The sequence below is a fragment of the Sphingopyxis indica genome (genome assembly GCF_032879645.1).
In the GTDB taxonomy this organism is placed as follows: Bacteria; Pseudomonadota; Alphaproteobacteria; order Sphingomonadales; family Sphingomonadaceae; genus Sphingopyxis; species Sphingopyxis indica.
In genome coordinates this window covers 2774902-2797777 of record NZ_CP076394.1, presented here as the reverse complement: position 1 = coordinate 2797777, position 22876 = coordinate 2774902, and the positions used below count along the sequence as shown (strand labels likewise).

Below are 22876 nucleotides of genomic sequence, written 5' to 3'. Positions count from 1 at the left end.
GACCGCGTGGCCCGGCGCCGCGTTTAAGGGCGAGCGCGCACGAGTCAAACAAATTGCGCTGCCCGTGCGAAATTTTCGGTGAGCCGAGCAAATGCTTTGCAGCTTGTTAACCAGATTTTCGGTAGGTTGGCGCCATGGCGATGACCCTGGCCCACCGGCCGCGGACCCTTGTGGCGGTTGCTGCCGCATTGGCCGTCGCGGCCTGCTCGGGAACCCCCGATGCGATGAAGCGCAGCGCGTCGCAGCGCCCGGCTGCCAGTCCGTCGTCGCGCCCGCAGGCGACCCTCACCCCCTCCTTCACCAGCGCGGCGGCGCGGCAATGCGCCGCCGACCTCCAGCAAGCGGGGGTGAAATTCACCCCGCTGCCCAATGCGGATCACGGCGGCGGCTGCACGTCGATCGATTCGGTGAAGCTGCTCGACATCGGCACCCCGGTCACCAATCTGGGGCCGATGACCTGTCCGCTCGCGCGCAATTTCGCCGCGTGGGTCGAATATGCCGTGCGCCCCGCGGCGCGCCTCTATTTCAGGACCGAGGTGGTAAGGGTCGAAACCTTCGGCACCTACAGCTGCCGCAATATCTATGGCGGCCGCTCTGGCCGGCTGTCGCAGCATGCGCTGTCGAACGCTGTCGACGTCTCGGGCTTCGTGCTCGCCGATGGCCGGCGGATCATGCTCGACGGCGGGTGGAACGGCGACAAATCGTCGCAGCAGTTCCTGCGCGCGCTGCACACATCGGCGTGCCGCCGCTTCGGCACCGTACTCAGCCCCGACTATAATGCGGCGCACTATAATCACTTCCATCTCGACATGAGCGGCAACGGCTATTGCCGCTGACGCGGGTTCGTCTTGGCAAAGTCATGCGGAGCGGCTAGCCGCTCGCGGATGGCAGAAGACAAACAACCGCACCGCTCGCGCTTTCACAAGGCGAAGGACGACGCCCAGTTCGCGAAGCAGGCGCTCTCCACCCCGCAGACCGCGAGCGCGGCCTATCGGCTCGCCTTTCAGGATACCGACTTCCTGCTGCGCGAGGATCTGCGCCCGGTCCGCTTCCAGCTCGAACTGCTCAAGCCCGAATTGCTGCTCGAGGAAGCGGGAATCGAATCCACGCTCGTCATCTATGGCTCGGCGCGCATTCCCGAACCGGGCGTCGCCGACGGCCTCGAAGCGGCCGCGACCGATGACGAAAGCCGCAACATCGCGCGCCGGCTGAAGGCCAAGGCCAAATATTATGACGAAGCGCGCGCGCTCGCGCGGCTCGCGAGCCAATATCCGTGCGACGACAAGGGGTGCCGTCATTTCGTCGTCTGCTCGGGCGGCGGCCCGTCGATCATGGAGGCCGCGAACCGCGGCGCCGCCGACGAGGGGCGCGAATCGATCGGCCTCAATATCGTCCTGCCGCACGAGCAGGCGCCGAACCGCTTCGTCACCCCCGACCTCAGCTTTCAGTTTCACTATTTCGCGCTGCGCAAGATGCACTTCCTGCTGCGCGCGCGCGCGGTGTGCGTCTTTCCGGGCGGCTTCGGCACCTTCGACGAGACGTTTGAGCTGTTGACGCTGATCCAGACCGGAAAGATCAAGCCGATCCCCGTGCTCCTGTTCGGCAAGGAGTTCTGGCACCGCGTCGTCAATTTCGACGCGCTGGTCGAAGAAGGCGTCGTCAGCGCCCGCGACCTCGACCTCTTCGCCTTCGTCGAAACGGCGGAAGAGGCGTGGAGCATCATCCAGCATTTCTACGAGAATGCCGAGGATTGAGGGTCGCTTTCGGGCCGGACGGGACGTTCTCAAGCCCCTCCTCTTCAGAGGAGGGGTTGGGGTGGTGGCGCGCGACAGCGCGCAAGACGCCATGCACCACCCCGCTGCGACTAGGGAGCAAGCTCCCAAGTCTCGCTGCCCCTCCTCTGAAGAGGAGGGGTTTTGTCGAACGGCAGCTCCTCCCCACCCCAAAGCCGACGCGCATTTGCAGATATTATAATCGCCTCCGAAGAGGAGGGGCTATTCGGACTGCGTTTTCAGATACAGGATCAACGCCTCGCGATCCGCTGCGTCGATGACGCCGGCAAATGCCATGCGCGTGCCGGGGAGCGTCTTCATCGGATCTTCGAGAAAGGCGTCGAGCGCGGTTTCGTCCCACACGCCGCCTTTACCCTTCATCGCGCCCGAATAGGAAAAGCCCGGATGCGCGGCGACCGTGCGGCCGACCACGCCGTGGAGGTTCGGGCCAATGCCGTTCGCGCCGCCCTTGTCGACCGTGTGGCACGCCATGCAGCGACGGAAAATCTGCTCGCCCATCGCCGCGGTCGGTTCGATCGCAGCAGGTGCAGGGGGCTCGGCCGGCGCAGACTGCGCCGCCGGGGCTTCGTCAGGCTTGCTCGCCTTGCCGCAGCCGCCGAGCGACGCGGCGATGAGCGCGCCCGCCAGCAGGACGGGCGCGGCGCGCATTATTTCTTGGCTTCGGCCGGAGCGGGCGCTTCGCCTTCTGCCGGTGCGGCAGCGGCTTCGGCCGGGGCCGCATCACCCTCGGCCGCAGCGGCCGCAGCTTCTTCGCCCCCTTCCGCCGCGGCGGTTTCGACCGGTGCGGGCAGCGGCAGGTTCGATCCCTGCGAATTCAGATAGATCATCAGATTGGCACGGTCCTCGGGGCTCGACAGGCCTGCGAACGACATTTTCGTTCCCGGCGCGAACTTGCGCGGGCTGGTCAGCCATGCGTCCATCTTTTCGAAGTCCCAGCTTCCGCCGACACCCGCGAGCGCTGCCGAAAAGGCAAAGCCCTGCTTGCCGTGGCCGATTTCCTCGCCCATCGTGCCATAGAGGTTGGGGCCGATGCCATTGGCGCCGCCCTGGTTGACGGTGTGGCACGCCGCGCATTTGGCGAATACCGCTTCGCCCTTCGCGGGGTCGGCCGCGGCGAGCAGATTGGGGAGCGGAGTTGCCGCTTCGCCGCCGGCGCCGGCTTCGCTATCCTCGATCGGATAGCCTTCCTTTTCGGGGTGGTGGGTCGCAAACACCATGCCCGAGCCGATCGACAGCCCGAGCGCGCAAATGCCGGCAAACAAGACCCATCCGGCAATAGTGTTGTTGCGATTGTCCATGCGTGCAGCCCCGTTCGCTGGCGCCCCCTTGTCGGCGCGCTTGATAGAATTGGTCGCTCCCTTACTGACGCGCGCGCGGCGGCGCAAGGGGATGAACGCGGTTTCGCGCACGCGGGCAAGGTTGCGCGCGGTGCGGTCGCCCGCTATGCGCCGCGGCGCACTTCAGGAAGGCAGATATGGGCAGCTATTCGGCTTCGGCGCAGCGGTTGGTCGACGGGATGAAGGCGGCGGCGCTCGCCGATCCCGCACGCGGGCTGGCGTTTCAGGGCGCGCCCGGCGCGAACAGCGACCTTGCCGCGCGCGAATATGATCCGCAGGCGCTGCCGCTTCCCTGCTACGCCTTCGAGGATGCGATCGACGCCGTCCGCGACGGCCGCGTCGCCCGCGCGATCATCCCGATCGAGAACAGCCTGCACGGCCGCGTCGCCGACATCCACTTCCTGCTCCCCGATTCCGGGCTGCACATCGTCGGCGAGCATTTCCTGCCGATCCGCTATGGCCTGATGAGCCGCGACCTCGGCCCCGTCACCCGCGCGATGAGCCATGAACAGGCGCTCGGCCAGTGCCGGAACTGGCTGCGCACCCACAATATCTCGCCCGTCGCGCACAGCGACACCGCGGGCGCGGCGGCGTGGGTCGCCGACAGCGACGAGGTCGGCCTCGCCGCGCTCGCGCCGCCGCACGCGGCCGAACTCTACGGGCTGACCCTGCATGGCACCGGCATGGAGGACGCCGACCATAATATGACGCGGTTCGTCGTGCTGGCGCGCGAGCCGCTGGCCCCCGGCGCGGCTACGGGCGCGCCGCTGATGACCACCTTCGTCTTCGAGGTGAAGAATGTCCCCGCCGCGCTCTACAAGGCGCTTGGCGGCTTCGCGACGAACGGTGTCAACATGACCAAGCTCGAAAGCTATCAGGTCGGGGGCAGCTTCGCGGCGACCAAATTCTATGCCGATATCGTCGGCGCGCCCGGCGAAGAAACGGTCGACCGTGCGCTCGAGGAACTCGATTTCCAGACCAAGTCGCTGACCCTGCTCGGCACCTATCCGATGGCGCGCGTGCGCGGCTGAGCTCAGCCGCCGCGCGCGGCGAGCAGCTTCGCGGTGGCGAGGCTCTGGACGACGAACAGCGTGACGAGGATGCTCGCGACGACGAGGCCGAACAGGTCGAACGCCGAAAAATCGGTGCCGAGCACCGTCGCGCCGCCGACCAGCGGCATGACCATCGTCATCGCCATCAGCACCAGCCGGAGTTCGGTCGGTCCGCCCGCCATATAGGACAGGCGAAACTCGCCGAGCACCTTTGCCGAGAGGAAGGTGTGGATCGCGAGCAGCAGATAGCCGACCGCCCCGAGCAGCGCGACGTCGAGCCGGAAATAGGGGCTCGCCCCGATCCCGCCGACGATCAGCAGGATCGCGAGTCCGTCGACGCTGTGGTCGACGAAATAGCCATAAGCCGGCCGCTCGATCCGCCGCCAGCGCGCGAGGCTGCCGTCGAGCGAATCGCCGAACCAGTTGATGAGATAGCCCGCGAGCGACAGGCCGAGCCATTCGTCGTCGATCCAGCTCAGCATATAGCCCGCGGCGACGAGCGCCGCGCCGAGGAAGCCGAGCAGAGTGAGCTGGTCGGGCGTCACCCAGGCGGGAAGCCGGGCGCACAGCCAGTTGAGCACCCGCCGCTCGCCGCGCGCGAGAATATTCTGCTGAATGCGCGTCGGCGGTTGGATCTTGGCGGCGGAATGGGGTGAATGGAGGGTCATGCGGGCCTTTCGTCGGTGGCTGTCACATCTGCGTCAGCCAGACGTCACCGCATCGTCATAGACGCGGGGGCGGCCCATTGAAAGGGCGGGGGGCGCAATCTGTCGCGCCGATCAGTCCTGCCACGGCCCGATCTCGCCGACCTCGCCGATCGAGCGGATGCGCACCGCGCCGTCGAGCCACGCGACTTCCCACATCGGTGCCGGGCGCTGCCATTCGCCGATCACGAATAGCGGAAGCCTGTTCGCGGCGACGAAAGCGCGATCGTCGTCGGTCGGGCCGGGGACGATCGTGCTCGGTTTCTGGTGCAGCCGCACCACCGCCAGCGCGCCGCCCGGTGGCGGGGGCAAGCTGTCGCGCACCGGATAGCCGAAGCTCGCGCCGACGACCGGATAGCCCTTGTCGTCGCGCGCGAGGACCAGCACCTTGTCGGCGGTGCCAAAGGGGCCGCTGACGGGCTTGCCCACCGCCTTGCGTCCGATGATCGCCGCATATTCGCGCACGTCCGCCTCGGCAACGGGCGGAGGCGCCGCTGCTTCGGCGCCGGCCGGCGCGGCGGGCGGGAGCGGAGCGATCGACTGGGCGGCGAGCAGCAGCAGCGCGAACATCAATGCGCGTCGCCCCAGCTCGCGCCCGTGCCGATTTCGACCTCGAGCGGCACCGACAGCGTCAGCACCGGCTCGGCGGCGCTCATCATCACGCGGCGGATGACTGCGCCCGCGGCCTCGGCCTTGCCGGCGGGCGCCTCGAACACGAGTTCGTCGTGGACCTGGAGCAGCATCTTGACGTCGCTCAGGTCCGCATCGGCCAGCGCGTTCGGCATCCGCGCCATCGCGCGCTTGATCAGGTCGGCGCTGGTGCCCTGGATCGGCGCATTGATCGCGGCGCGCTCGCTGCCCTGCCGCTCGTTCTGGCTCGCCGCCTTGATGCGCGGGAACCAGGTCTTCCGCCCGAACAGCGTCTCGGTATAGCCGCGCTCGCGCGCGCCCTCCAGCGTCGTCTGTATATAGTCCGAAATGCCGGGGAAGCGCTCGAAATAGCGGCTGATCAGCGCCTGCGCCTCGTCGGGCGTGATCTCGAGCCGCCCCGCGAGGCCCCAGCGCGAAATGCCATAGAGGATCGAGAAATTCACCGTCTTGGCGCGCGCGCGCGTGTCGCGATTGACCTCGCCGAACAGCTCGATCGCGGTCGCGGCGTGAATGTCCTGCCCCTCGGCGAACGCCTGTTTGAGTTCGGGCACATCGGCCATATGCGCCGCAAGCCTGAGCTCGATCTGGCTATAGTCGGCGGCGATGAGCACATGGTCCGGCGCGGCGATGAAGGCGTCGCGGATCTGGCGGCCGACCTCGGTGCGGATCGGGATATTCTGGAGGTTCGGATCGGTCGACGACAACCGCCCGGTCTGCGCGCCGACGAGGCTGTAGCTCGTGTGGACGCGCCCGGTCTTCGCGTTGATCTGTTCCTGCAAGGCGTCGGTATAGGTCGACTTCAGCTTCGCGAGCTGGCGCCATTCCAAAATCTTGCGCGCGATCGGCACCCCGTCGCGTTCGAGCCGTTCGAGCTCGTTCTGGTCGGTCGACCACACGCCCGACTTGCCCTTGCGCCCGCCCTTCAGCCCCATCTTGTCGAACAATATCTCGCCGAGCTGCTTCGGGCTGCCGATCGTGAAGGGCTGGCCGGCGAGGGCGTGGATCTCGCCCTCCATGCGCAGCATCTCGCCCGCAAACTCGGCCGACAGTTTCGCCAGATAGTCGCGGTCGACCATGATCCCCGCGCGCTCCATCGCCTCGACCGTCGCGACGAGCGGGCGGTCGACCATTTCATAGATGCGCGTCCCGCCCTCGAGCGGCAGGCGGAGTTTCAGCAGTTTCCACAGGCGCAGCGCGACCTCGGCATCCTCGGCGGCATATTGGGTCGCGCGGTCGAGCGGCACTTCGGCAAAGCTGATCTGCGACTTGCCCGTCCCGCACATCTCCTTGAAGGTCAGGCAGGTGTGATCGAGGTGGAGCTTCGCCAGTTCGTCGAGCCCGTGCTGCTGCTTGCCGGCATCGAGCGCGAAGCTCATCACCAGCGTGTCGTCATAGGGTGCGATGACGAGCCCGTGCTGCGCGAGCACGCCGATGTCATATTTGAGGTTATGCCCGACCTTGAGCACCGCATCGTCGGCGAAGAGCGTGGCCAGCCGCGGCAGCGCATCGGCCATCGCGATCTGATCGGGGCGTTCGGCGAACATGTCGGTGCCGCCGTGGCCGAGCGGGATGTAGCAGGCGCGCCCCGGCGCGGTCGACAGACTCACCCCAACGAGCGCACCGGTCACGCTGTCGAGGCTCGCGGTCTCGGTATCGACCCCGACGACATGCGCGGCCTTCGCCTCGGCGATCCAGCGATCGAGCGCGTCGATGCTGGTCACGCATTCGTATAGCGAGCGGTCGATGGGCGGCATTGGCGGCAAGGTCGGGGTCGATGCCGGCGCCTCGGCGGGCGCAGCGGGTTCGTCGCCCGCGCGCGGCGGGGTCGGCGGACCGCCCGGCGCGGCGCCGACGTCGAGCTTCGCCGAGAGCGAGCGGAAGCCGTGTTCGTCGAGAAAGGCCTTGAGCGGCGCGGGCGGGATCGCGCCGAGCTTCAAGGCGTCGAGCGGGTCGGGAAGCGGACAGTCGCGCTTCAACTCGACGAGTATGCGCGACAGCCGCGCCATCTCGGCATGTTCGATCAGATTGTCGCGCAGCTTCGACGGCTTCATCGTCGCCGCGCCCAGCAGCGCTTTTTCGAGGTCGCCATATTCGAGGATCAGCTTGGTCGCGGTCTTTGGCCCGACGCCGCGCACGCCGGGCACATTGTCGACCGCATCGCCCATCAGCGCGAGAATGTCGCCGACCAGCTCGGGGCCGACGCCGAACTTCTCCTCCACCGCTTCGATGCCGAGCCGGACATTCTTCATCGTATCGAGCATATCGACCTGCGGGGCGCCGTCGCCTTCGCGCACCAGCTGCATCAGATCCTTGTCGGACGAGACGATGGTGACGTCCCAGCCTTCGCGGACGGCGGCCTCGGTATAGCTCGCGATCAGATCGTCGGCCTCATAGCCCGCCATCTCGATGCACGGCAGCGAAAAGGCGCGCGTCGCGTCGCGGATCAGCGGGAATTGCGGGATCAGATCCTCGGGCGGCTCGGGCCGGTTCGCCTTGTACTGGTCATAGATTTCGTTGCGGAAGGATTCGCTCGAATGGTCGAGGATCACCGCGAGGTGCGTCGGCCCGTCGGCTTCGTGCAGCTCCTTCGCGAGCTTCCACAGCATCGTCGTATAGCCATAGACCGCGCCGACGGGCACGCCCTTCGGGTTCGTCAGCGGCGGCAGGCGGTGATAGGCGCGAAAGATATAGCTGGAGCCATCGACCAGATAGAGGTGATTCTTCGTGGACATGGCGCGGGGTGTAGCAGGGGGAAGGGGGGCGGCCTAGCTGCGTCGGTGCGTGTGTTGCGGGCCGGGTCCGCGTCGTCGTTGCAAAGTTCAGCAAAGTTCAGCCTTGTGCAGCCGCCGATTGGTCGCGTTTGGCAAACATGCCGCACCGGCTCCCGCCCGCATCCGTAAACCGGGCCGTGACTGCCTTTATCCACATATCGAAAGAGCCGAGACGAAGGCTGGCACAGCCGAATGATGTAGGACAGCGTTTTTTTTCGAAGTCGGCTTAGGGGTGGATTCGAGACGTTGCGCCAACCCCTCCTCTTCAGAGGAGGGGCAGCGAGACTTACGCGCTTTGCGCGTTAGTCGCAGCGGGGTGGTGCGCCTTCACCGTTGCCCACCACCCCAAACCCCTCCTCTGAAGAGGAGGGGCTTAAGAAGGGCGGCAACCGGTCGGATGCCGCCTTTCCAAACATTTCGCGCAGAGACGCAGAGAACGCAGAGATTTTACGCTTGCCCTCTGCGTTCTCTGCGTCTCTGCGCGAATCTGGTGATGGCCTGACGGCAGCAATCGGTCGGCTGCAGCCGTCCCGCCACTCCGCAGCCTACCCCCGATAGTCGATCGCCAGCTTCCCCGCCGCCGCAACCGCCCCGGCGCGCGCGTCGTCGGTGGTGCCGCCATCGACCCGCGCCAGCGCGACGCCCATGCGGCGATACGGACGCGTCACCGGCTTGCCGAAAATGCGCACATCGACCGCGGTGCCGGCGTCCGGCGGGGTTAAGGCTTCGGCCAGCCCGGTGATCGCGAAATCCTCGGCATCGCGGTCGGCAAGCAGCACCGCGCTCGCGCTCGCACCGCGCAGCGCCACGGCGGGGATCGGCAGGCCCAGGATCGCGCGCGCGTGAAGGTCGAATTCGGACAGATCCTGCGAGATCAGCGTGACCATGCCGGTGTCGTGCGGGCGCGGGCTGAGTTCGGAGAAGATCACCGCGTCGCCCTTGACGAAAAATTCGACCCCGAAGATGCCGTGGCCGCCGAGCGCATCGACGACCTTCGCCGCCATCTCCTGCGCCGATCGCAGCGCCGCCGCCGACATCGCGGCGGGCTGCCAGCTTTCGCGATAGTCGCCGCGCTCCTGCCGGTGACCGATCGGCGGGCAGAAGGCGACGCCATCCTTGTGCCGCACGGTGAGCAAAGTGATCTCATAATCGAAGTCGACGAACGCCTCGGCGATCACGCGCAGCCGGTCGCCGCGCATCCCGGCGGCGGCATAGTCCCACGCGGCGTCGATGCCGGCGGCGTCCTTCACCGTGCTTTGCCCCTTGCCCGACGAGGACATCACCGGCTTCACGACGAGGGGAAAGCCGATGCGCGTCGCGGCTGCGGCGAGTTCGTCGCGGCTTGTCGCATATTCGAAGGTCGAGGTGGCGAGGCCGAGCTCGCTCGCGGCGAGGTCGCGGATGGCGTCGCGGTTCATCGTCAACTGCGCGGCGCGCGCCGAGGGGACGACATGGACGCCCTCGGCTTCCAGCTCGGCGAGCACCTCGGTGCGGATCGCCTCGATCTCGGGCACGACATGGTCGGGGCGGTGCTTTTCGATCGCGGCGCGCAGCGCGTCGCCGCCGAGCATCGAAAACACCTCGGCTTCGTCGGCGACCTGCATCGCCGGCGCGCCGGCATAGCTGTCGCATGCGACGACATGACAGCCGAGCCGCTTCGCCGAGATCACGAACTCGCGGCCAAGCTCGCCCGAGCCGAGGAGCAATATCTTCGCGGTGGGGGTCATTCGGGCCAATTTTCCGTGTCGTGGTCGGGATGCTGATGGTTGGTAGCCGCGATCGCGCCGACCTGCGCGCGCATCGTTTCCTCGGTCGTCCCTTCCTGCGGCAGGCCGGGAAGCGTGTCGAACCACGGCATCCGGCCCTCGACGCCGAACTGCATCTTCGGCGGAAAGCGCGCGGGGTCGTCGAGCGAGCCCGTCGTGACGCTCAGATGCCTGCTCTCCAGATAGTCGTAATAGAGCGGGGTCCCGCAGTCGCGGCAGAAGCCGCGCGCGACCGGGTCGGAGCTTTTGAAGACTGCGGGCGTCCCGCGCGTCCAGGTCAGCGCATCGCGCGGAATGCCGACGAGCGCCGCGAAATAATTGCCCGCCGCCTTCTGGCACATGCGGCAATGGCAGATGTGCGACGTGTCGAGCATCGCGCTCGCATGATAACGCACCGCGCCGCACTGGCAGCCGCCGGAGGCGTGAGTTTCGATCCGGTCCATCTTGCTTTCCTCAGACGAAGGGCACGGGGTAGCGCCGGATGTTGGCGTCGGCTGTCATCCGGTCAAACCATTGATGCGAAGCTGGCGCGTGATCAGGCTTGGAGCCGGGTCCTCGCCTTCGATATTCCGATAATCATCCAGAAGATATGCGACGCTGCGGATCGCTTCGCTGACACCTGCGCCATCCCCGTTGGCGTTCGCGGCGGCGAACAGGACCGTGCCAAGCGCCGCAACCTCATTGGCGATTTCGTCGATGAGCGCGGAGGTTGTTTCAGTCATACCCTACCTCCCTCGACAAGTTCAGGGCGAACGAAGGTGGAAGTTCGCTCAGCCCAACGGTTTGGTCAAGCGTCCGACAAGCCGAAATGGACGAAGCTCATCTTGTTCCCTTCGGGGTCGCGAGCATAAGCGCCGTAAAAATCCGGCCCGTAGAGAGGGCGCGGACCGGGGTCGCCCTCATTGGTTCCGCCATGTGCCAGCGCCGCCGCATGGGCGGCATCGACCGCCGCCGGGTCGTCGCACAGAAATCCGGGCATGATGCCGTTCCCCGCCGTCGCGGGCTGGCCGTCTTGCGGCTTGCCGATCCAGACGCGCCTTTCGTCGCGCATCACATAACAACAGGCCTGATCGCCATACTCGACATCCAGCCGTCCGCCGAGATGCGGCATCACCGCATCATAATAGATCCGGGAGCGCGCCATGTCGTTGGTGCCGATGGTGATATAGGCGATGGTCATGCCTTACTCCCACTCGATCGTCCCAGGCGGCTTCGACGTATAGTCGTATACCACGCGGTTGATCCCCTGCACCTCGTTGATGATCCGCGTCGCGCAGCGCGAGAGGAAGCTCGCGTCGAAGGGGTAGATGTCGGCGGTCATGCCGTCGGTCGAAGTCACCGCGCGCAGCGCGCAGACATGATCGTAGGTGCGCCCGTCGCCCATCACGCCGACGGTCTTGACCGGGAGCAGCACCGCGAAGGCCTGCCAGATCGCGTCATAGAGGCCCGCGTTCCGGATTTCTTCGAGATAGATGGCGTCGGCCTTGCGCAAGATGTCGCAGCGCTCCTTCGACACCTCGCCGGGGATGCGGATCGCGAGGCCGGGGCCGGGGAAGGGGTGGCGGCCGACGAAGATGTCGGGAAGCCCAAGCTCCTTGCCGAGCAGGCGCACCTCGTCCTTGAACAGTTCGCGCAGCGGTTCGACGAGCTTCATGTTCATCCGCTCGGGCAGGCCGCCGACATTGTGGTGGCTCTTGATCGTGACGCTCGGGCCGCCGGTGAACGACACGCTCTCGATCACGTCGGGATAGAGCGTGCCTTGCGCGAGGAAGTCGGCGCCGCCGATTTTCTTCGCTTCCTCTTCGAAGACGTTGATGAATTCGGCGCCGATGAACTTGCGCTTTTTCTCGGGGTCGGTGACGCCTGCGAGCCCCGCCATGAAGCGCGCCTCGGCGTCGACGACGACAAGCGGGATATTGTAATGGCCGCGGAACAGCTCCTCGACCTGCTTGCGCTCGTTCATCCGCAGGAGGCCATGGTCGACGAAGACGCAAGTGAGCTGCTCGCCGATCGCCTCGTGGATCAGCACCGCCGCGACCGCGCTGTCGACGCCGCCCGACAGGCCGCACAGCACGCGCTGGTCGCCGACCTGTTCACGGATCTCGGCGATCTTCGTCGCGCGGAACTCCGCCATCGTCCAGTCGCCCGAACAGCCGCAGACGTGGCGGACGAAATTGGCGATCAGCTTGGCGCCGTCGGGGGTATGGACGACCTCGGGGTGGAATTGAGTGCCATAATAGCGGCGTTCGTCGTCGGCGATCAGCGCGAAGGGCGCGCCGTCGCTGACCGCGACGATGCGGAAGCCGGGGGCGAACTCGGTCACGCGGTCGCCGTGGCTCATCCACACCTGGTGGCGCTCGCCGACCTCCCACAGGCCGTCGAACAGCACGCAAGGTTCGGTGACGGTCAGGAAGGCGCGGCCGAATTCGCCGTCGCGCTCGCCGTCGCTGCCGCCGGGCTCGACGCGCCCGCCGAGCTGCTCGCTCATCACCTGCTGGCCGTAACAGATGCCGAGGATCGGCACGCCGCTGTCGAACACCGACTGCGGCGCGCGCGGGCTGCCCGCGGCGGGGACCGACGCCGGCGATCCCGACAGGATCACGCCCTTCGGTTGCATCCGTTCGAGCGCGGCTTCGGCGGCGCTGAACGGGACGATCTCGCTATAGACGCCGGCCTCGCGGACGCGGCGGGCGATGAGCTGGGTGACCTGACTGCCGAAGTCGACGATCAGGATGGATTCGGGAGCGGGCGGGGCATCTGGAGTCGGCATGGGTGGCCGATAAAGAGCCGCGGCCATGCTGTCCAGCGGTCGCTATCGCCCGTTCGTGGAGCAGCGGTGGCACTGCCATATTGTTGCGACAAATTGCAACCAGATGAACCCGCGGGGCAAAAAGGCATCAGGCTGTATTCAGCCGCGCCGGCTAAGACATGACGCACAGAAATATAATAGAAGGCTCCTCTCCCGATGAAAAAATATCGCCTCTCGACGACCTCCCGCGCGCTGCTGTTGACGACCGCCGCCTCGCTGGCCGTACCGGCCTTCGCGCATAGCGAGGCTATGCTTCCGGCGGCGGCGGCGTCGACCGAGCCCCCTGCGGAAGAGGTGGCTAGTCCCGACCCGGACGATCAGGATTATGACGACGAGGAGGAGATCGTCGTCACCGGACAGCGCCTTGCGGGCCAGCTCGACACTGATTTCGCCGCCGAGGTCGAACTCGACGAGGCGGCGGTCGCGAGCTACGGCGTGTCGTCGGTCGAGGAGCTGCTCGCCGCGATCGAGCCGATCACCCGTTCGGGGCGCGGACGCGGCAGCGGCCGGCCGGTGCTGCTCGTCAACGGTCGCCGCATTTCGGGGTTCGGCGCGGTCCGCAATATTCCGCCCGAGGCAATCGCCAAGGTCGAGGTCTTCCCCGAAGAGGTCGCGCTGCAATATGGCTATGCCGCGACCGAGCGCGTGGTCAACATCGTGCTCAAGCCGAATTTCCGGCAGATTTCGGCCGAAGCCGAAGCCGGGGTGCCGACGCAGGGCGGGCAATTCAAGAGCGAGCTCGAACCCGGCTTCATCGCGATCGGCGAGACGGGCCGGCTCAACCTCAACGCAAGCTGGGAGCATCAGACGATGCTGCTCGAAAGCGAGCGCGACCTTCAATATGAAAGCGCCGACCGCGCCGCCGAAGCCCCGGCGCGCAGCCTGCTCCCGGCGAGCGACGAATATAGGATCGAAGGCACGATCGTCCGCAATCTCGACAAGGTTACCGACGTGCAGGGAAGCCTGCGCTTCGACCAGACCGACAGCCTGGCGCTGCTCGGCCCCGGCGACGGAGGTCCCGGCGATCCGCTGCGCCGCGACAGCCGCACCCAGAATTGGGAGGGCTCGGCGAGCGTCAACGGCATGCTCGACAGCTGGCGCTGGTCGGTCACCGGCAATTATTCGGACAGCGATCAGCGCATCTTCACCGACCGGACGGGCGGCACGACCGACCGCTTCGACAGCAGCCAGCGCAATATCGGCGCCAATGCCAATATTTCGGGCAGCGTGATCGAGGGGTGGGCGGGGCCGCTTCAGGCGTCGATCACCGGCGGCTTCACCAGCGCGCGCTACGACAGCCGCGCGGCGACCGGGGGCGACATCACGACGAGCGACCTCGGCCGCGATACGCCGAGCGTCTTCGGATCGCTCACCGTGCCGCTGCTCGACCCCGACTATAATGTCGGCAAGGTCGGCCGGCTGTCGCTGACCCTCAACGCCCAGGCCGAGCGTCCGAGCGACTTTTCGGCGCTGACGAGCTGGGGCGCGACCTTCAACTGGGGGCTTACCGGCAATCTGTCGCTGATCGCGAGCTACAAGCGCGACGAGGCGGCGCCGTCGATGACCCAGCTCGGCGCCGCTCCGCTGACCACCGATGGCGTGACCACCTATGATTTCGCCACGGGCCAGACGGTCGAGATCACGACAATCACTGGCGGCAACCCCGACCTGCTCACCGAAAAGCGGCAGGACATCAAGCTCGGTCTCAACTGGGACGTGCCGATGCTCGACGGGCTGAGCTTCTCGATCGACTATAACCATAATCGCAGCGACGATACGGCGAACAGCTTTCCCTTGCTCACCCCCGAGATCGAGGCGGCCTTTCCCGACCGCGTGGTGCGCGATACCGACGGCACCCTGCTCGCGGTCGACCTGCGCCCGGTCAATTTCGACCGCGCGACCAATTCGCAGATCCGCTGGGGCTTCAATTTCGGCAAGAGCTTCGGGGAGCCGAAAACCGGCCCCGGCGAGAGCAGCCGCCGCGAACGATCGACGGAGGCTCCGCCGCCTGGCGGACCGCCGCCCGAAGGGGGTGACGCCCCGCCGCGGCGCGAAGGCAGCGCGGGCGAAGCACAGCAGGCCGGGCCGCCGCCCGGCGCGAGCAGCGGTGGCCCCCCTCGCGGCGGTCGCGGCATGGGACGGCGCGGCGGTGGACGAGGCTTCGGACGGCCGCAGGGCGGCCGCTGGCAGGTCTCGCTCTATCATACGTTCAAGCTCACCGACACGGTGCTCATCCGTCCGGGCGTCCCCGAACTCGACCTGCTGAACGGATCGGCGACCGGCAGCGGCGGGGGCTCCAACCGTAACCTCGTCGAACTCGACGGCGGCGTCTTCTACAAGGGGGTCGGCGCGCGCGTCCGCGCCAAATATGACAGCGGCAGCAGCGTCGTCGGCGGCGCGAACGGCGACCTGACCTTCCATCCGCTCGCGACCTTCGACCTGCGCTTCTTCGCCGACTTCGGCCAGATGCCAAAGGTCACCGGCGACCTGCCCTTCCTCAAAAATTCGCGGCTGCGGCTGTCGATCGACAATCTGTTCGACGCGCAGCGCAGGGTAACCGACGCGGGCGGCGCTGTGCCGCTCAGCTACCAGCCCGGCTACACCGACCCGCTCGGCCGCTATATCGAGCTGGAGTGGCGGAAATCCTTTTAGGTCGCCGAAATCACGAGCGGGGACGGCGGCTTCGAGATGGTGAACTGCCGTCCCCCATCTTCGTCATTCCCGCGAAAGCGGGAATCCAGTGTAGGGTCAACTGGCGCACGTTCTGGATCCCCGCTTTCGCGGGAATGACGAAGCTATAAGACGCAGACTGTCCCTCAACCGGTCCTTCCTGCCGCCTGTAATCTACGCGAGCCGTGGTGTCCTGACCGGGACGCCGGCCGCCGACTGCGAAGGCACGAAGGTCAGCGCGTTCAGAAACTGGGCGGTGCAGCGCGACCAGCTGTAGCGCGCGCCCAGCGCGGCGGCATCGTCGCGGGCGCAGGCCAGCGCCCGCGCAATCGCGACGTCGAGATCGTCGTCGAGCGCCCCTGCGCCCCCGGTCACGATGTCGCCCGGCCCCGGGACCGGATAGGCGGCGACCGGCGTTCCGCAGCTCAGCGCTTCGATGACGACGAGGCCGAAGGTGTCGGTCTTGCTCGGAAAGACGAAGACGTCGGCGCCGGCATAGGCCGCCGCGAGCGTCTCGCCGCCGAGCTTGCCGAGGAACAGCGCGTCGGGATGGCGCGCCTGCAATTCGGTCAGCGCCGGCCCGTCGCCGACGATCACCTTCGTGCCCGGCTGTTTCGTCTCGAGAAACGCCTCGATATTCTTTTCGATGGCGACGCGGCCGACATAGAGCTGGATCGGGCGCGCCACTCCGGCAAAGGCGGGATGCGGCGCCCGGTCGGGGCGGAACAGCGCGTGATCGACGCCGCGTTCCCACATCATCGTCTGGCCGAGGCCTCGCTCGGCGAGTTCGCGCGCCAGGCTGCGCGTGGCGACCATGATATGCCGCGCGGGCCGGTGGAACCAGCGGATGAAGCGCCATATCAGATCGGGCGACACCGGCAGCCGCGCCGCGACATAGTCGGGAAAGCGCGTATGATAGGCGGTGGTGAAGGGAAAGCGGTTCTTGAGGCACCAGCGCCGCGCCGCGAGCCCAAGCGGCCCTTCGGTCGAGATATGGATCGCGTGCGGGGCGAAAGCGCGAATATGCCGCGCGACCGCCCGCCGCCCGGCAAAGGCGAGGCGGATTTCGCCATAGGTCGGGCAGGGGATCGACCGGAACAGGTCGGGCGAGACGATTTCGACCTCGTGCCCGCCGGCACGCAATTCGCTCACGGTCGCCTGGAGCGTGCGGACGACGCCGTTGACCTGCGGCTCCCAGGCGTCGGTGACGATCAATATCCTCATGCAGCGCGCGCCGAAGCCTGCCGGTCGATCGGGGTCGGTGCATCGCGCGAGGCGACTTCCTCGGCCCAGTGAAGGATTTCCATGCGCCCGTCGTGATGTTCGACCAGCGCGGTACAGCCTTCGACCCAGTCGCCGTCGTTATAATAGAGGGCGCCCTCGATCTCGCGCATTTCGGCGCTGTGGATATGGCCGCACACGACGCCGTCGACCCCGCGCGCGCGCGCGGCGTGCGCGACGACCTCTTCATAGCGGCCGATGAACTGGACCGCATTCTTGACCTTGTGCTTGGCGACCTTCGACAGCGACCAATAGGGCAGGCCGAGCCGGTTGCGGATGGCGTTCACCACCACATTCGCCTTCATCAGCGCGGTGTAGGCGGCGTCGCCGACGAAGGCGAGCCAGCGGTGCGCCAGCATCACCGCATCGAACTCGTCGCCGTGGACGATCAGCAGCTTCTTGCCATCGGCGGTTTCATGCACCGCCTCGCGGAGAATTTCGACGCCGCCGAAATTGAAGCCGTCGAAGGGCTTGACCATCTCGTCATGGTTGCCGGGGACATAGACCACACGCGTGCCGCGCTTCGCGCGCTTGAGCACGCGCCACACGACGTCATTATGTTCGGGCGGCCAGAAATGCCGCTTCTTGAGCCGCCAGCCGTCGATGATGTCGCCGACGAGATAGAGCGTCTCGCAATCGACATGGTCGAAAAAGTCGATCAACAGCGGGGCGTTGCAGCCGCGCGTGCCCAGGTGGATGTCGCTGACCCACACGGTGCGATAGCTCCGCCGCTTGCCGATCACGCGCTCGGGCACATGCGGCTTGGCGCTGTAGGGATCGGGAAAGTGGGCGGGGATCGGCAGGGTCGAAATCGAGGCCATGTCCTACTCCGTAAACAGCCTTTGGCTGCCCACGGCCTAGACACGAGATTTGTTACAGGGGGCGATTCGAACTCGCGACAGTTTGAAGAAGGTTCGAGGGCGGTTTTGTGACCGCTGGGTCGTTTCCGGTCCCGTCATTGCGAGGAGCCGCAGGCGACGCGGCAATCCAGCGTGGCGTAAACCGCGCTGGATTGCTTCGCTTCGCTCGCAATGACGAAACCTGTGAAGAATCAAGCCCGCCGGATCACCATATTCCGGATCTCGCTCATATCCTCCATCGCGAAGCGGATGCCTTCGCGGCCGAGCCCCGAATCCTTGACCCCGCCATAGGGCATATTGTCGACGCGGTAGGAGGAGACGTCGTTGACGACGATGCCGCCGACGTCGAGTTCGTCCCACGCATCGAGTATCTGCTGGAAATCGCGGGTGAAAAGCCCGGCTTGCAGCCCGAACTTGCTGTCGTTGACCTCGGCCATCGCGTCCTTCCAGTCGCTGAATTTCGACAGGATCGCGAGCGGGCCGAAGGCTTCCTCGCGATAGGCTTTCGCGCCGCGGTCGACATTTTCGAGCAAGGTCGCCTCGAGCATCGCGCCTTCGCGCTTGCCGCCGGTCAGCAGCTTTGCGCCGTCCGCCACCGCCGCCTGGATCCAGTCGTCGAGGCGCGCCGCCTCCTTCTCCGAAATCATCGGGCCGATGAAGGTGGCGCGATCCTTGGGGTCGCCGGCTACCAGCGTCTTGGTCTTTTCGATCAGCATGTCGCGGAATTTTTCGTAAATTTCCGCGTGGATGACGATTCGCTGCACGCCGATGCACGATTGGCCCGACTGATAGAAGGCGCCGAAGATGATGCGTTCGAGGGCGTGATCGAGGTCGGCGTCCTTGTCGACGATCACCGCGGCATTGCCGCCGAGTTCGAGGATGACCTTCTTCTTTCCGGCCTTCGCCTTCAGGTTCCAGCCGACGCCGGGTGAGCCGGTGAAGGAGAGCAGCTTCAGCCTTTCGTCGGTGGTGAACAGGTCGGCGCCGTCGCGCGTCGCGGGCAGGATGCTGAACGCGCCCTCGGGCAATATGTCGCACTCGGCGAGCACCTCGCCCATGATGATCGCGCCGAGCGGGGTCATCGACGCGGGCTTCATCACGAAGGGACAGCCCATCGCGATCGCCGGCGCGATCTTGTGCGCGGCGAGGTTCAAGGGGAAGTTGAACGGTGAGATGAAGCTGCACGGCCCGATCGGCACGCGCTTCCACATTCCCATATAGCCCTTGGCGCGGGGCGAAATGTCGAGCGGCTGGACCTCGCCATAATTTCGCACCGCTTCCTCGGCGGCGATGCGGAAGGTGTCGATCAGCCGCGTGACCTCGCCCTCGCTGTCCCTGATCGGCTTGCCCGCCTCGACGCACAGCGCATAGGCAAGCTCGTCGAACCGTTCTTTGAAGCGGACGACACAGTGGTTGAGCACCTCCTGCTTCTCATAGCTCGCGAGCTTCGCCATCGGCGCCGCCGCGCGCACCGCCCCGGCGATCGCCTCGTCGATCACGTCGGGGGTCGCAAGCGCGGTGCGAAAGGCGACCTCGCCCGTATATTTGTCGGTGACGACGAGGTCGCTATTCGGCTGCGCCGCCTTGTTGTTGAGATAGAGCGGGTAGGTGTCCTTGAGTTTCATTCAGCTTCTCCCCCCTCCCGCTTGCGGGAGGGGTTGGGGGTGGGTCAGCGGCGGTGAACTAGCCCACCCCGCTGCGACTAGCGAGCAAGCTCGCAAGTCTCGCTGCCCCTCCCGCAAACGGGAGGGGGCAGACATTACAATTCCTTCGACAACCGTTTGATATCATTGTTCAAAATCTGGTCGTTCTCCGAATAGTCGACCGGACAGTCGATCAGATGCACACCCGGAGTATCGCGGCAGTGCGCGAGAAGTTCCTTGAGGTGCGCCGCGCTCTCGACGCGGTGGCCGTGCGCGCCATAGCTTTCGGCATATCGGACGAAATCGGGGTTGCCATAGGTCAGCCCCCAGTCCTCGAACCCCATGTTCGCCTGCTTCCAGCGGATCATGCCATAGCTTGAATCGTTCAGGATCAGCACGGTCAGGTCGAGGCCCAGGCGAACCGCGGTCTCCATTTCCTGGCTGTTCATCATGAAGCCGCCGTCGCCGCAGATCGCCATGACCTTGCGCTCGGGATAGAGCATCGCCGACATCATCGCGCTCGGCAGCCCCGCGCCCATCGTCGCGAGCGCATTGTCGAGCAGCACGGTATTCGGGCGATAGGCGGTGTAGCCGCGCGCGAACCAGATTTTATAGACGCCATTGTCGAGGCAGATGATGCCGTCGTCGGGCATCGCCGCGCGCACCTGCCGCACCAGATGCGGCGGAAAGATCGGGAAGCGCGCGTCGGCGGCGAGCGGCGCGGTGTGCGCAACCTCGGCCTGCCGGTAGCGAAGCAGGTCGTCGAATTTCCAGCCGCCGTTCGGGACGATGTCTTCCTTGATCTGCCAGATCGCGTTGGCGATGTCGCCGATCACCTCGATATGCGGGAAATAGACGGGATCGACCTCGGCGGTCTTGGTCGAGACGTGGATCACGGTCGGCCCGCCCGCCTTCATGAAAAAGGGCGGCTTTTCGATCACATCGTGGCCGATGTTGACGATGCAGTCCGACGCCTCGACCGCGCGGTGGACGAAGTCGCCGGCGGAGAGTGCCGCGCAGCCGAGGAATTTGGGGTGCCGCTCGTCGATCACCCCCTTGCCGAGCTGGGTGGTCAGAAAGGGAATGCCGGTCTTTTCGATGAATTGCAGCAGCATCCGGCTGGTCATCGTGCGGTTCGCACCCGCGCCGATCACGAGCACGGGCGACTTCGCCGCCTCGAGCGCCTTCACCGCCTCGCGCACCGATTTGACGTCGGCGGTCGGGCGGCGGCTGTGGCTGCGCTTGAGCGGGGTGGAGTCGGTCTGTTCGTCGGCGATGTCTTCGGGCAGCTCGATATGCACCGCGCCGGGCTTTTCCTCCTCGGCGAGCCGGAAGGCTTCGCGCACGCGGCTCGGGATATTGTCCGACGAGGCCATCTGGTGGGTGAATTTGGTGATCGGCCCCATCATCCGCACGACGTCGAGGATCTGGAAGCGGCCCTGCTTCGACTTCTTGATCGGCTTTTGCCCGGTGATCATCATCATCGGCATCCCGCCGAGCTGGGCATAGGCGGCGGCGGTAACGAAATTGGTCGCGCCGGGGCCGAGCGTCGCGAGGCACACGCCGGTCTTCCCCGTGTGCCGCCCATAGGTCGCGGCCATGAACCCCGCGCCCTGCTCGTGCCGCGTCAGGATCAGCCGGATCTTCTTCGACCGCGACAGGCTGTCGAGAAAGTCGAGATTTTCCTCGCCCGGCACGCCGAAAATATATTCGACGCCCTCTTCCTCCAGGCATTCGATGAACAGGTCGGATGCTTTTTTCACGCGCCGTCGCCCCCTCAGCCGCGCATCGAATGATGCGCTCCCCCAAGTCGGTGCTGGCGACCGTCAGCACAGATTCGATGCAGCGGTTTTCGTCATAAGGCCGCGAGTCCCTGCTGCGCCGCGAGGATTTGTAACGAGGGGCATGGGGGTTGTCACGCAGGGCGTGGCCCGCGACCCAAACCACCGTCATTGCGAGCGAAGCGAAGCAATCCAGGGCGGCTTACGCCCACTCTGGATTGCTTCGCTCCGCTCGCAATGACGCGAAAATGCCCATCTCACCCCCTCCCCTTTAGGGGAGGGGCAGCGAGACTTGCGAGCTTGCTCGTTAGCCGCAGCGGGGTGGGCAAGCCGGCGGCGCCATCAATATGTTTCGCGCAGAGGCCGCAGAGATCGCAGAGGAAGAGGGGGGTTACGAAAAGCGCAGAAAACTGTGCCACTTCACTCGGAAATTGTGCGGCGGGCTTCCCCCGCCGGAGCGCGCCGCCGGGCTAAGTAAACTTTCGCCTTAATTCCCTCACGTTATTTGGCTGACCGGCGCCATAACGTCACAACCCCACGACCTTGCGCAGCGCCCGGTTCATGCGCGACTGCCAGCCGGGGCCGCCAGCCTTGAAGGCCTCGAGCACTTCGGGATCGAGCCGGATCGAGACGGCGACCTTGGTTTTGTCGGCTTTCGGCCGTCCGCCGACATTCCGGCGCATCTTGTCCGCCAGCGCGGGGAAGGCGTCGGCAAAGGGGCGCGCCTGCGCCAACTGCTCGTCGGTCGCTTCGGGCGCGTCGGGATCGCTGGCGATCATCCGCTGGATTTCCTTTTCGCTCGGACGTCCGGTCATCGTCATAACAGGCCTCTTTCCTTTTTGCTGGCGTGGCGCATCGAGATCACCGACACCCCTTCGGTGCCGAGAAGGGCGAACACCACCGCAATCGTTCCATCGGCGAGGCGGCCGATCGCCATATGCCGACCGCTCTTCGCCGGGATCACCAGGGCCGACAGGAAAAACTCTTCCGACAGATCGGCGAAATCGAAACCGTGCTTGGCGAGGTTGATCTGCCGCTTCGATTCGTCCCAGAGGATCATTATGGGTTATTGTATATACGAAATGCGCAGCGGTCAAGTGTGCGTATATACAAATACTGCGCAGCGGAGCGCCGTCCACACCATCGCCGTAATTCTGAGGGTTGCACGGACTTGATGAGCGTGAGCAATAGCTGGTAGGTGATGTTCTGGTAATTGTTATTATGGTATGACGCTCCCTGCCATGATAACGAAACAACACTTCCGAACGGACACACTAGCCTTTCGATTGGGATCAAGCTTAGCCGTCCTCTGGCTGCTATGGACAGGCTATCAGGGGTTCACTCAATACAAGGCGGACAAACAATCGGCCGCTGAGTTCTGGACTCAGAGCCGAATGGAAAGCTGCAGCCGTGACGTCCTTGCTGATAACACGAACATCTATGCTGGTTGGCGGAAACCAACTTATGACGAACAACTGGATTGTCAGGCGTCGATGCGTGCGTTTGAAGCCCAGCTGGAAGCAAGGAAATCGTGGCTAGGTCGGCACGATGATGAACGCCGCGCATTGGCCAAGTTCGCCAACAGGGGATTGATACCCGTTGGCGTCGTGCTGTTCGTCGTGGGAATGTGGGGCTTGGTATCTGCTGCCGTCCTAGAGGCGTTGGGATGGATAATCGCGACTATAATGATTTATATCAACTGGCTAAGAACTGGAAAATTCAGTCCGGGCGATGATTGAACTGCCTCTAAGGATCATC

General features: G+C 65.6%; 21 protein-coding genes. 5 read left to right on the top strand and 16 right to left on the bottom strand.

Annotated features, from left to right (window positions below; all coding sequences use genetic code 11):
* Positions 1-140: 140 nt before the first annotated feature.
* Both KNJ79_RS13300 and KNJ79_RS13295 read left to right on the top strand, forming a co-directional pair.
* Positions 141-836 (top strand): extensin family protein, encoded by a 696-nt coding sequence (locus KNJ79_RS13300; RefSeq protein ID WP_394357181.1) that lies wholly within the window; start codon positions 141-143, stop codon positions 834-836.
* 48 nt (positions 837-884) lie between these two features.
* A complete protein-coding gene (locus KNJ79_RS13295) occupies positions 885-1754 on the top strand; it encodes an LOG family protein (protein WP_317151428.1) in 870 nt (289 codons plus the stop codon).
* Positions 1755-1994: 240 nt separating this feature from the next.
* On the opposite strand, the gene KNJ79_RS13290 is transcribed toward KNJ79_RS13295, so the two are convergent.
* Positions 1995-2441, bottom strand: a complete 447-nt coding sequence (locus KNJ79_RS13290) for a c-type cytochrome (RefSeq protein ID WP_317151427.1) — start codon at positions 2439-2441, stop codon at positions 1995-1997.
* The gene (locus KNJ79_RS13285; protein ID WP_317151426.1) at positions 2441-3091 is read right to left on the bottom strand and encodes a c-type cytochrome; all 651 of its coding nucleotides are present in this window, start codon (positions 3089-3091) and stop codon (positions 2441-2443) included. The genes KNJ79_RS13290 and KNJ79_RS13285 overlap by 1 nt, the downstream gene beginning before the upstream one ends.
* 176 nt (positions 3092-3267) lie before the next feature.
* On the opposite strand from KNJ79_RS13285, the gene KNJ79_RS13280 reads away from it, so the two are divergent.
* On the top strand, positions 3268-4161 hold the full coding sequence (locus KNJ79_RS13280; RefSeq protein WP_317151425.1) for a prephenate dehydratase: 894 nt from the start codon (positions 3268-3270) through the stop codon (positions 4159-4161).
* Positions 4162-4163: 2 nt separating this feature from the next.
* On the opposite strand, the gene KNJ79_RS13275 is transcribed toward KNJ79_RS13280, so the two are convergent.
* From KNJ79_RS13275 to guaA, 8 genes are all read right to left on the bottom strand, one after another.
* The gene (locus KNJ79_RS13275; protein ID WP_089214819.1) at positions 4164-4850 is read right to left on the bottom strand and encodes a CDP-alcohol phosphatidyltransferase family protein; all 687 of its coding nucleotides are present in this window, start codon (positions 4848-4850) and stop codon (positions 4164-4166) included.
* A 111-nt stretch (positions 4851-4961) separates the two neighbouring features.
* Positions 4962-5456, bottom strand: coding sequence for a hypothetical protein (locus tag KNJ79_RS13270; protein ID WP_317153922.1), 495 nt, complete (start codon positions 5454-5456; stop codon positions 4962-4964).
* A complete protein-coding gene (gene polA, locus KNJ79_RS13265; protein WP_317151424.1) occupies positions 5456-8269 on the bottom strand; it encodes a DNA polymerase I in 2814 nt (937 codons plus the stop codon). Before polA ends, KNJ79_RS13270 begins: the two co-directional genes overlap by 1 nt.
* A gap of 584 nt (positions 8270-8853) precedes the next feature.
* On the bottom strand, positions 8854-10035 hold the full coding sequence (gene purT / locus KNJ79_RS13260) for a formate-dependent phosphoribosylglycinamide formyltransferase (RefSeq protein ID WP_317151423.1): 1182 nt from the start codon (positions 10033-10035) through the stop codon (positions 8854-8856).
* The gene (locus KNJ79_RS13255; protein WP_317151422.1) at positions 10032-10517 is read right to left on the bottom strand and encodes a GFA family protein; all 486 of its coding nucleotides are present in this window, start codon (positions 10515-10517) and stop codon (positions 10032-10034) included. Before KNJ79_RS13255 ends, purT begins: the two co-directional genes overlap by 4 nt.
* A 54-nt stretch (positions 10518-10571) precedes the next feature.
* Positions 10572-10796, bottom strand: coding sequence for a hypothetical protein (locus KNJ79_RS13250; RefSeq protein WP_089214814.1), 225 nt, complete (start codon positions 10794-10796; stop codon positions 10572-10574).
* Positions 10797-10861: 65 nt separating this feature from the next.
* The gene (locus tag KNJ79_RS13245; RefSeq protein WP_317151421.1) at positions 10862-11254 is read right to left on the bottom strand and encodes a VOC family protein; all 393 of its coding nucleotides are present in this window, start codon (positions 11252-11254) and stop codon (positions 10862-10864) included.
* A 3-nt stretch (positions 11255-11257) separates the two neighbouring features.
* Positions 11258-12844 (bottom strand): glutamine-hydrolyzing GMP synthase, encoded by a 1587-nt coding sequence (guaA, locus tag KNJ79_RS13240; protein WP_317151420.1) that lies wholly within the window; start codon positions 12842-12844, stop codon positions 11258-11260.
* Positions 12845-13039: 195 nt separating this feature from the next.
* On the opposite strand from guaA, the gene KNJ79_RS13235 reads away from it, so the two are divergent.
* Complete coding sequence (locus KNJ79_RS13235) at positions 13040-15535, top strand: TonB-dependent receptor plug domain-containing protein (RefSeq protein ID WP_317151419.1); 2496 nt, start codon at positions 13040-13042, stop codon at positions 15533-15535.
* A 192-nt stretch (positions 15536-15727) separates the two neighbouring features.
* Here KNJ79_RS13235 and KNJ79_RS13230 read toward each other — a convergent pair whose 3' ends face one another.
* The 6 genes from KNJ79_RS13230 to KNJ79_RS13205 all read right to left on the bottom strand — a co-directional run bounded on the left by KNJ79_RS13230 (position 15728) and on the right by KNJ79_RS13205 (position 22178).
* Positions 15728-16777, bottom strand: a complete 1050-nt coding sequence (locus KNJ79_RS13230; RefSeq protein ID WP_317151418.1) for a glycosyltransferase family 4 protein — start codon at positions 16775-16777, stop codon at positions 15728-15730.
* Positions 16774-17655, bottom strand: coding sequence for a UDP-2,3-diacylglucosamine diphosphatase (locus KNJ79_RS13225; RefSeq protein ID WP_089214809.1), 882 nt, complete (start codon positions 17653-17655; stop codon positions 16774-16776). The genes KNJ79_RS13230 and KNJ79_RS13225 overlap by 4 nt, the downstream gene beginning before the upstream one ends.
* Positions 17656-17885: 230 nt before the next feature.
* On the bottom strand, positions 17886-19319 hold the full coding sequence (locus KNJ79_RS13220) for an aldehyde dehydrogenase family protein (RefSeq protein ID WP_317151417.1): 1434 nt from the start codon (positions 19317-19319) through the stop codon (positions 17886-17888).
* Between the two features lie 134 nt (positions 19320-19453).
* Positions 19454-21100, bottom strand: a complete 1647-nt coding sequence (locus KNJ79_RS13215; protein ID WP_317151416.1) for an acetolactate synthase large subunit — start codon at positions 21098-21100, stop codon at positions 19454-19456.
* A 545-nt stretch (positions 21101-21645) separates the two neighbouring features.
* On the bottom strand, positions 21646-21939 hold the full coding sequence (locus KNJ79_RS13210) for a BrnA antitoxin family protein (protein WP_317151415.1): 294 nt from the start codon (positions 21937-21939) through the stop codon (positions 21646-21648).
* Positions 21936-22178 carry a BrnT family toxin gene (locus KNJ79_RS13205; protein WP_317151414.1) on the bottom strand — a complete coding sequence of 81 codons (243 nt, stop codon included), beginning with the start codon at positions 22176-22178 and terminating at the stop codon, positions 21936-21938. Before KNJ79_RS13205 ends, KNJ79_RS13210 begins: the two co-directional genes overlap by 4 nt.
* Positions 22179-22359: 181 nt before the next feature.
* Between KNJ79_RS13205 and KNJ79_RS13200 the strand changes: the two genes are divergently transcribed.
* On the top strand, positions 22360-22857 hold the full coding sequence (locus tag KNJ79_RS13200) for a hypothetical protein (RefSeq protein WP_317151413.1): 498 nt from the start codon (positions 22360-22362) through the stop codon (positions 22855-22857).
* Positions 22858-22876: the final 19 nt, after the last annotated feature.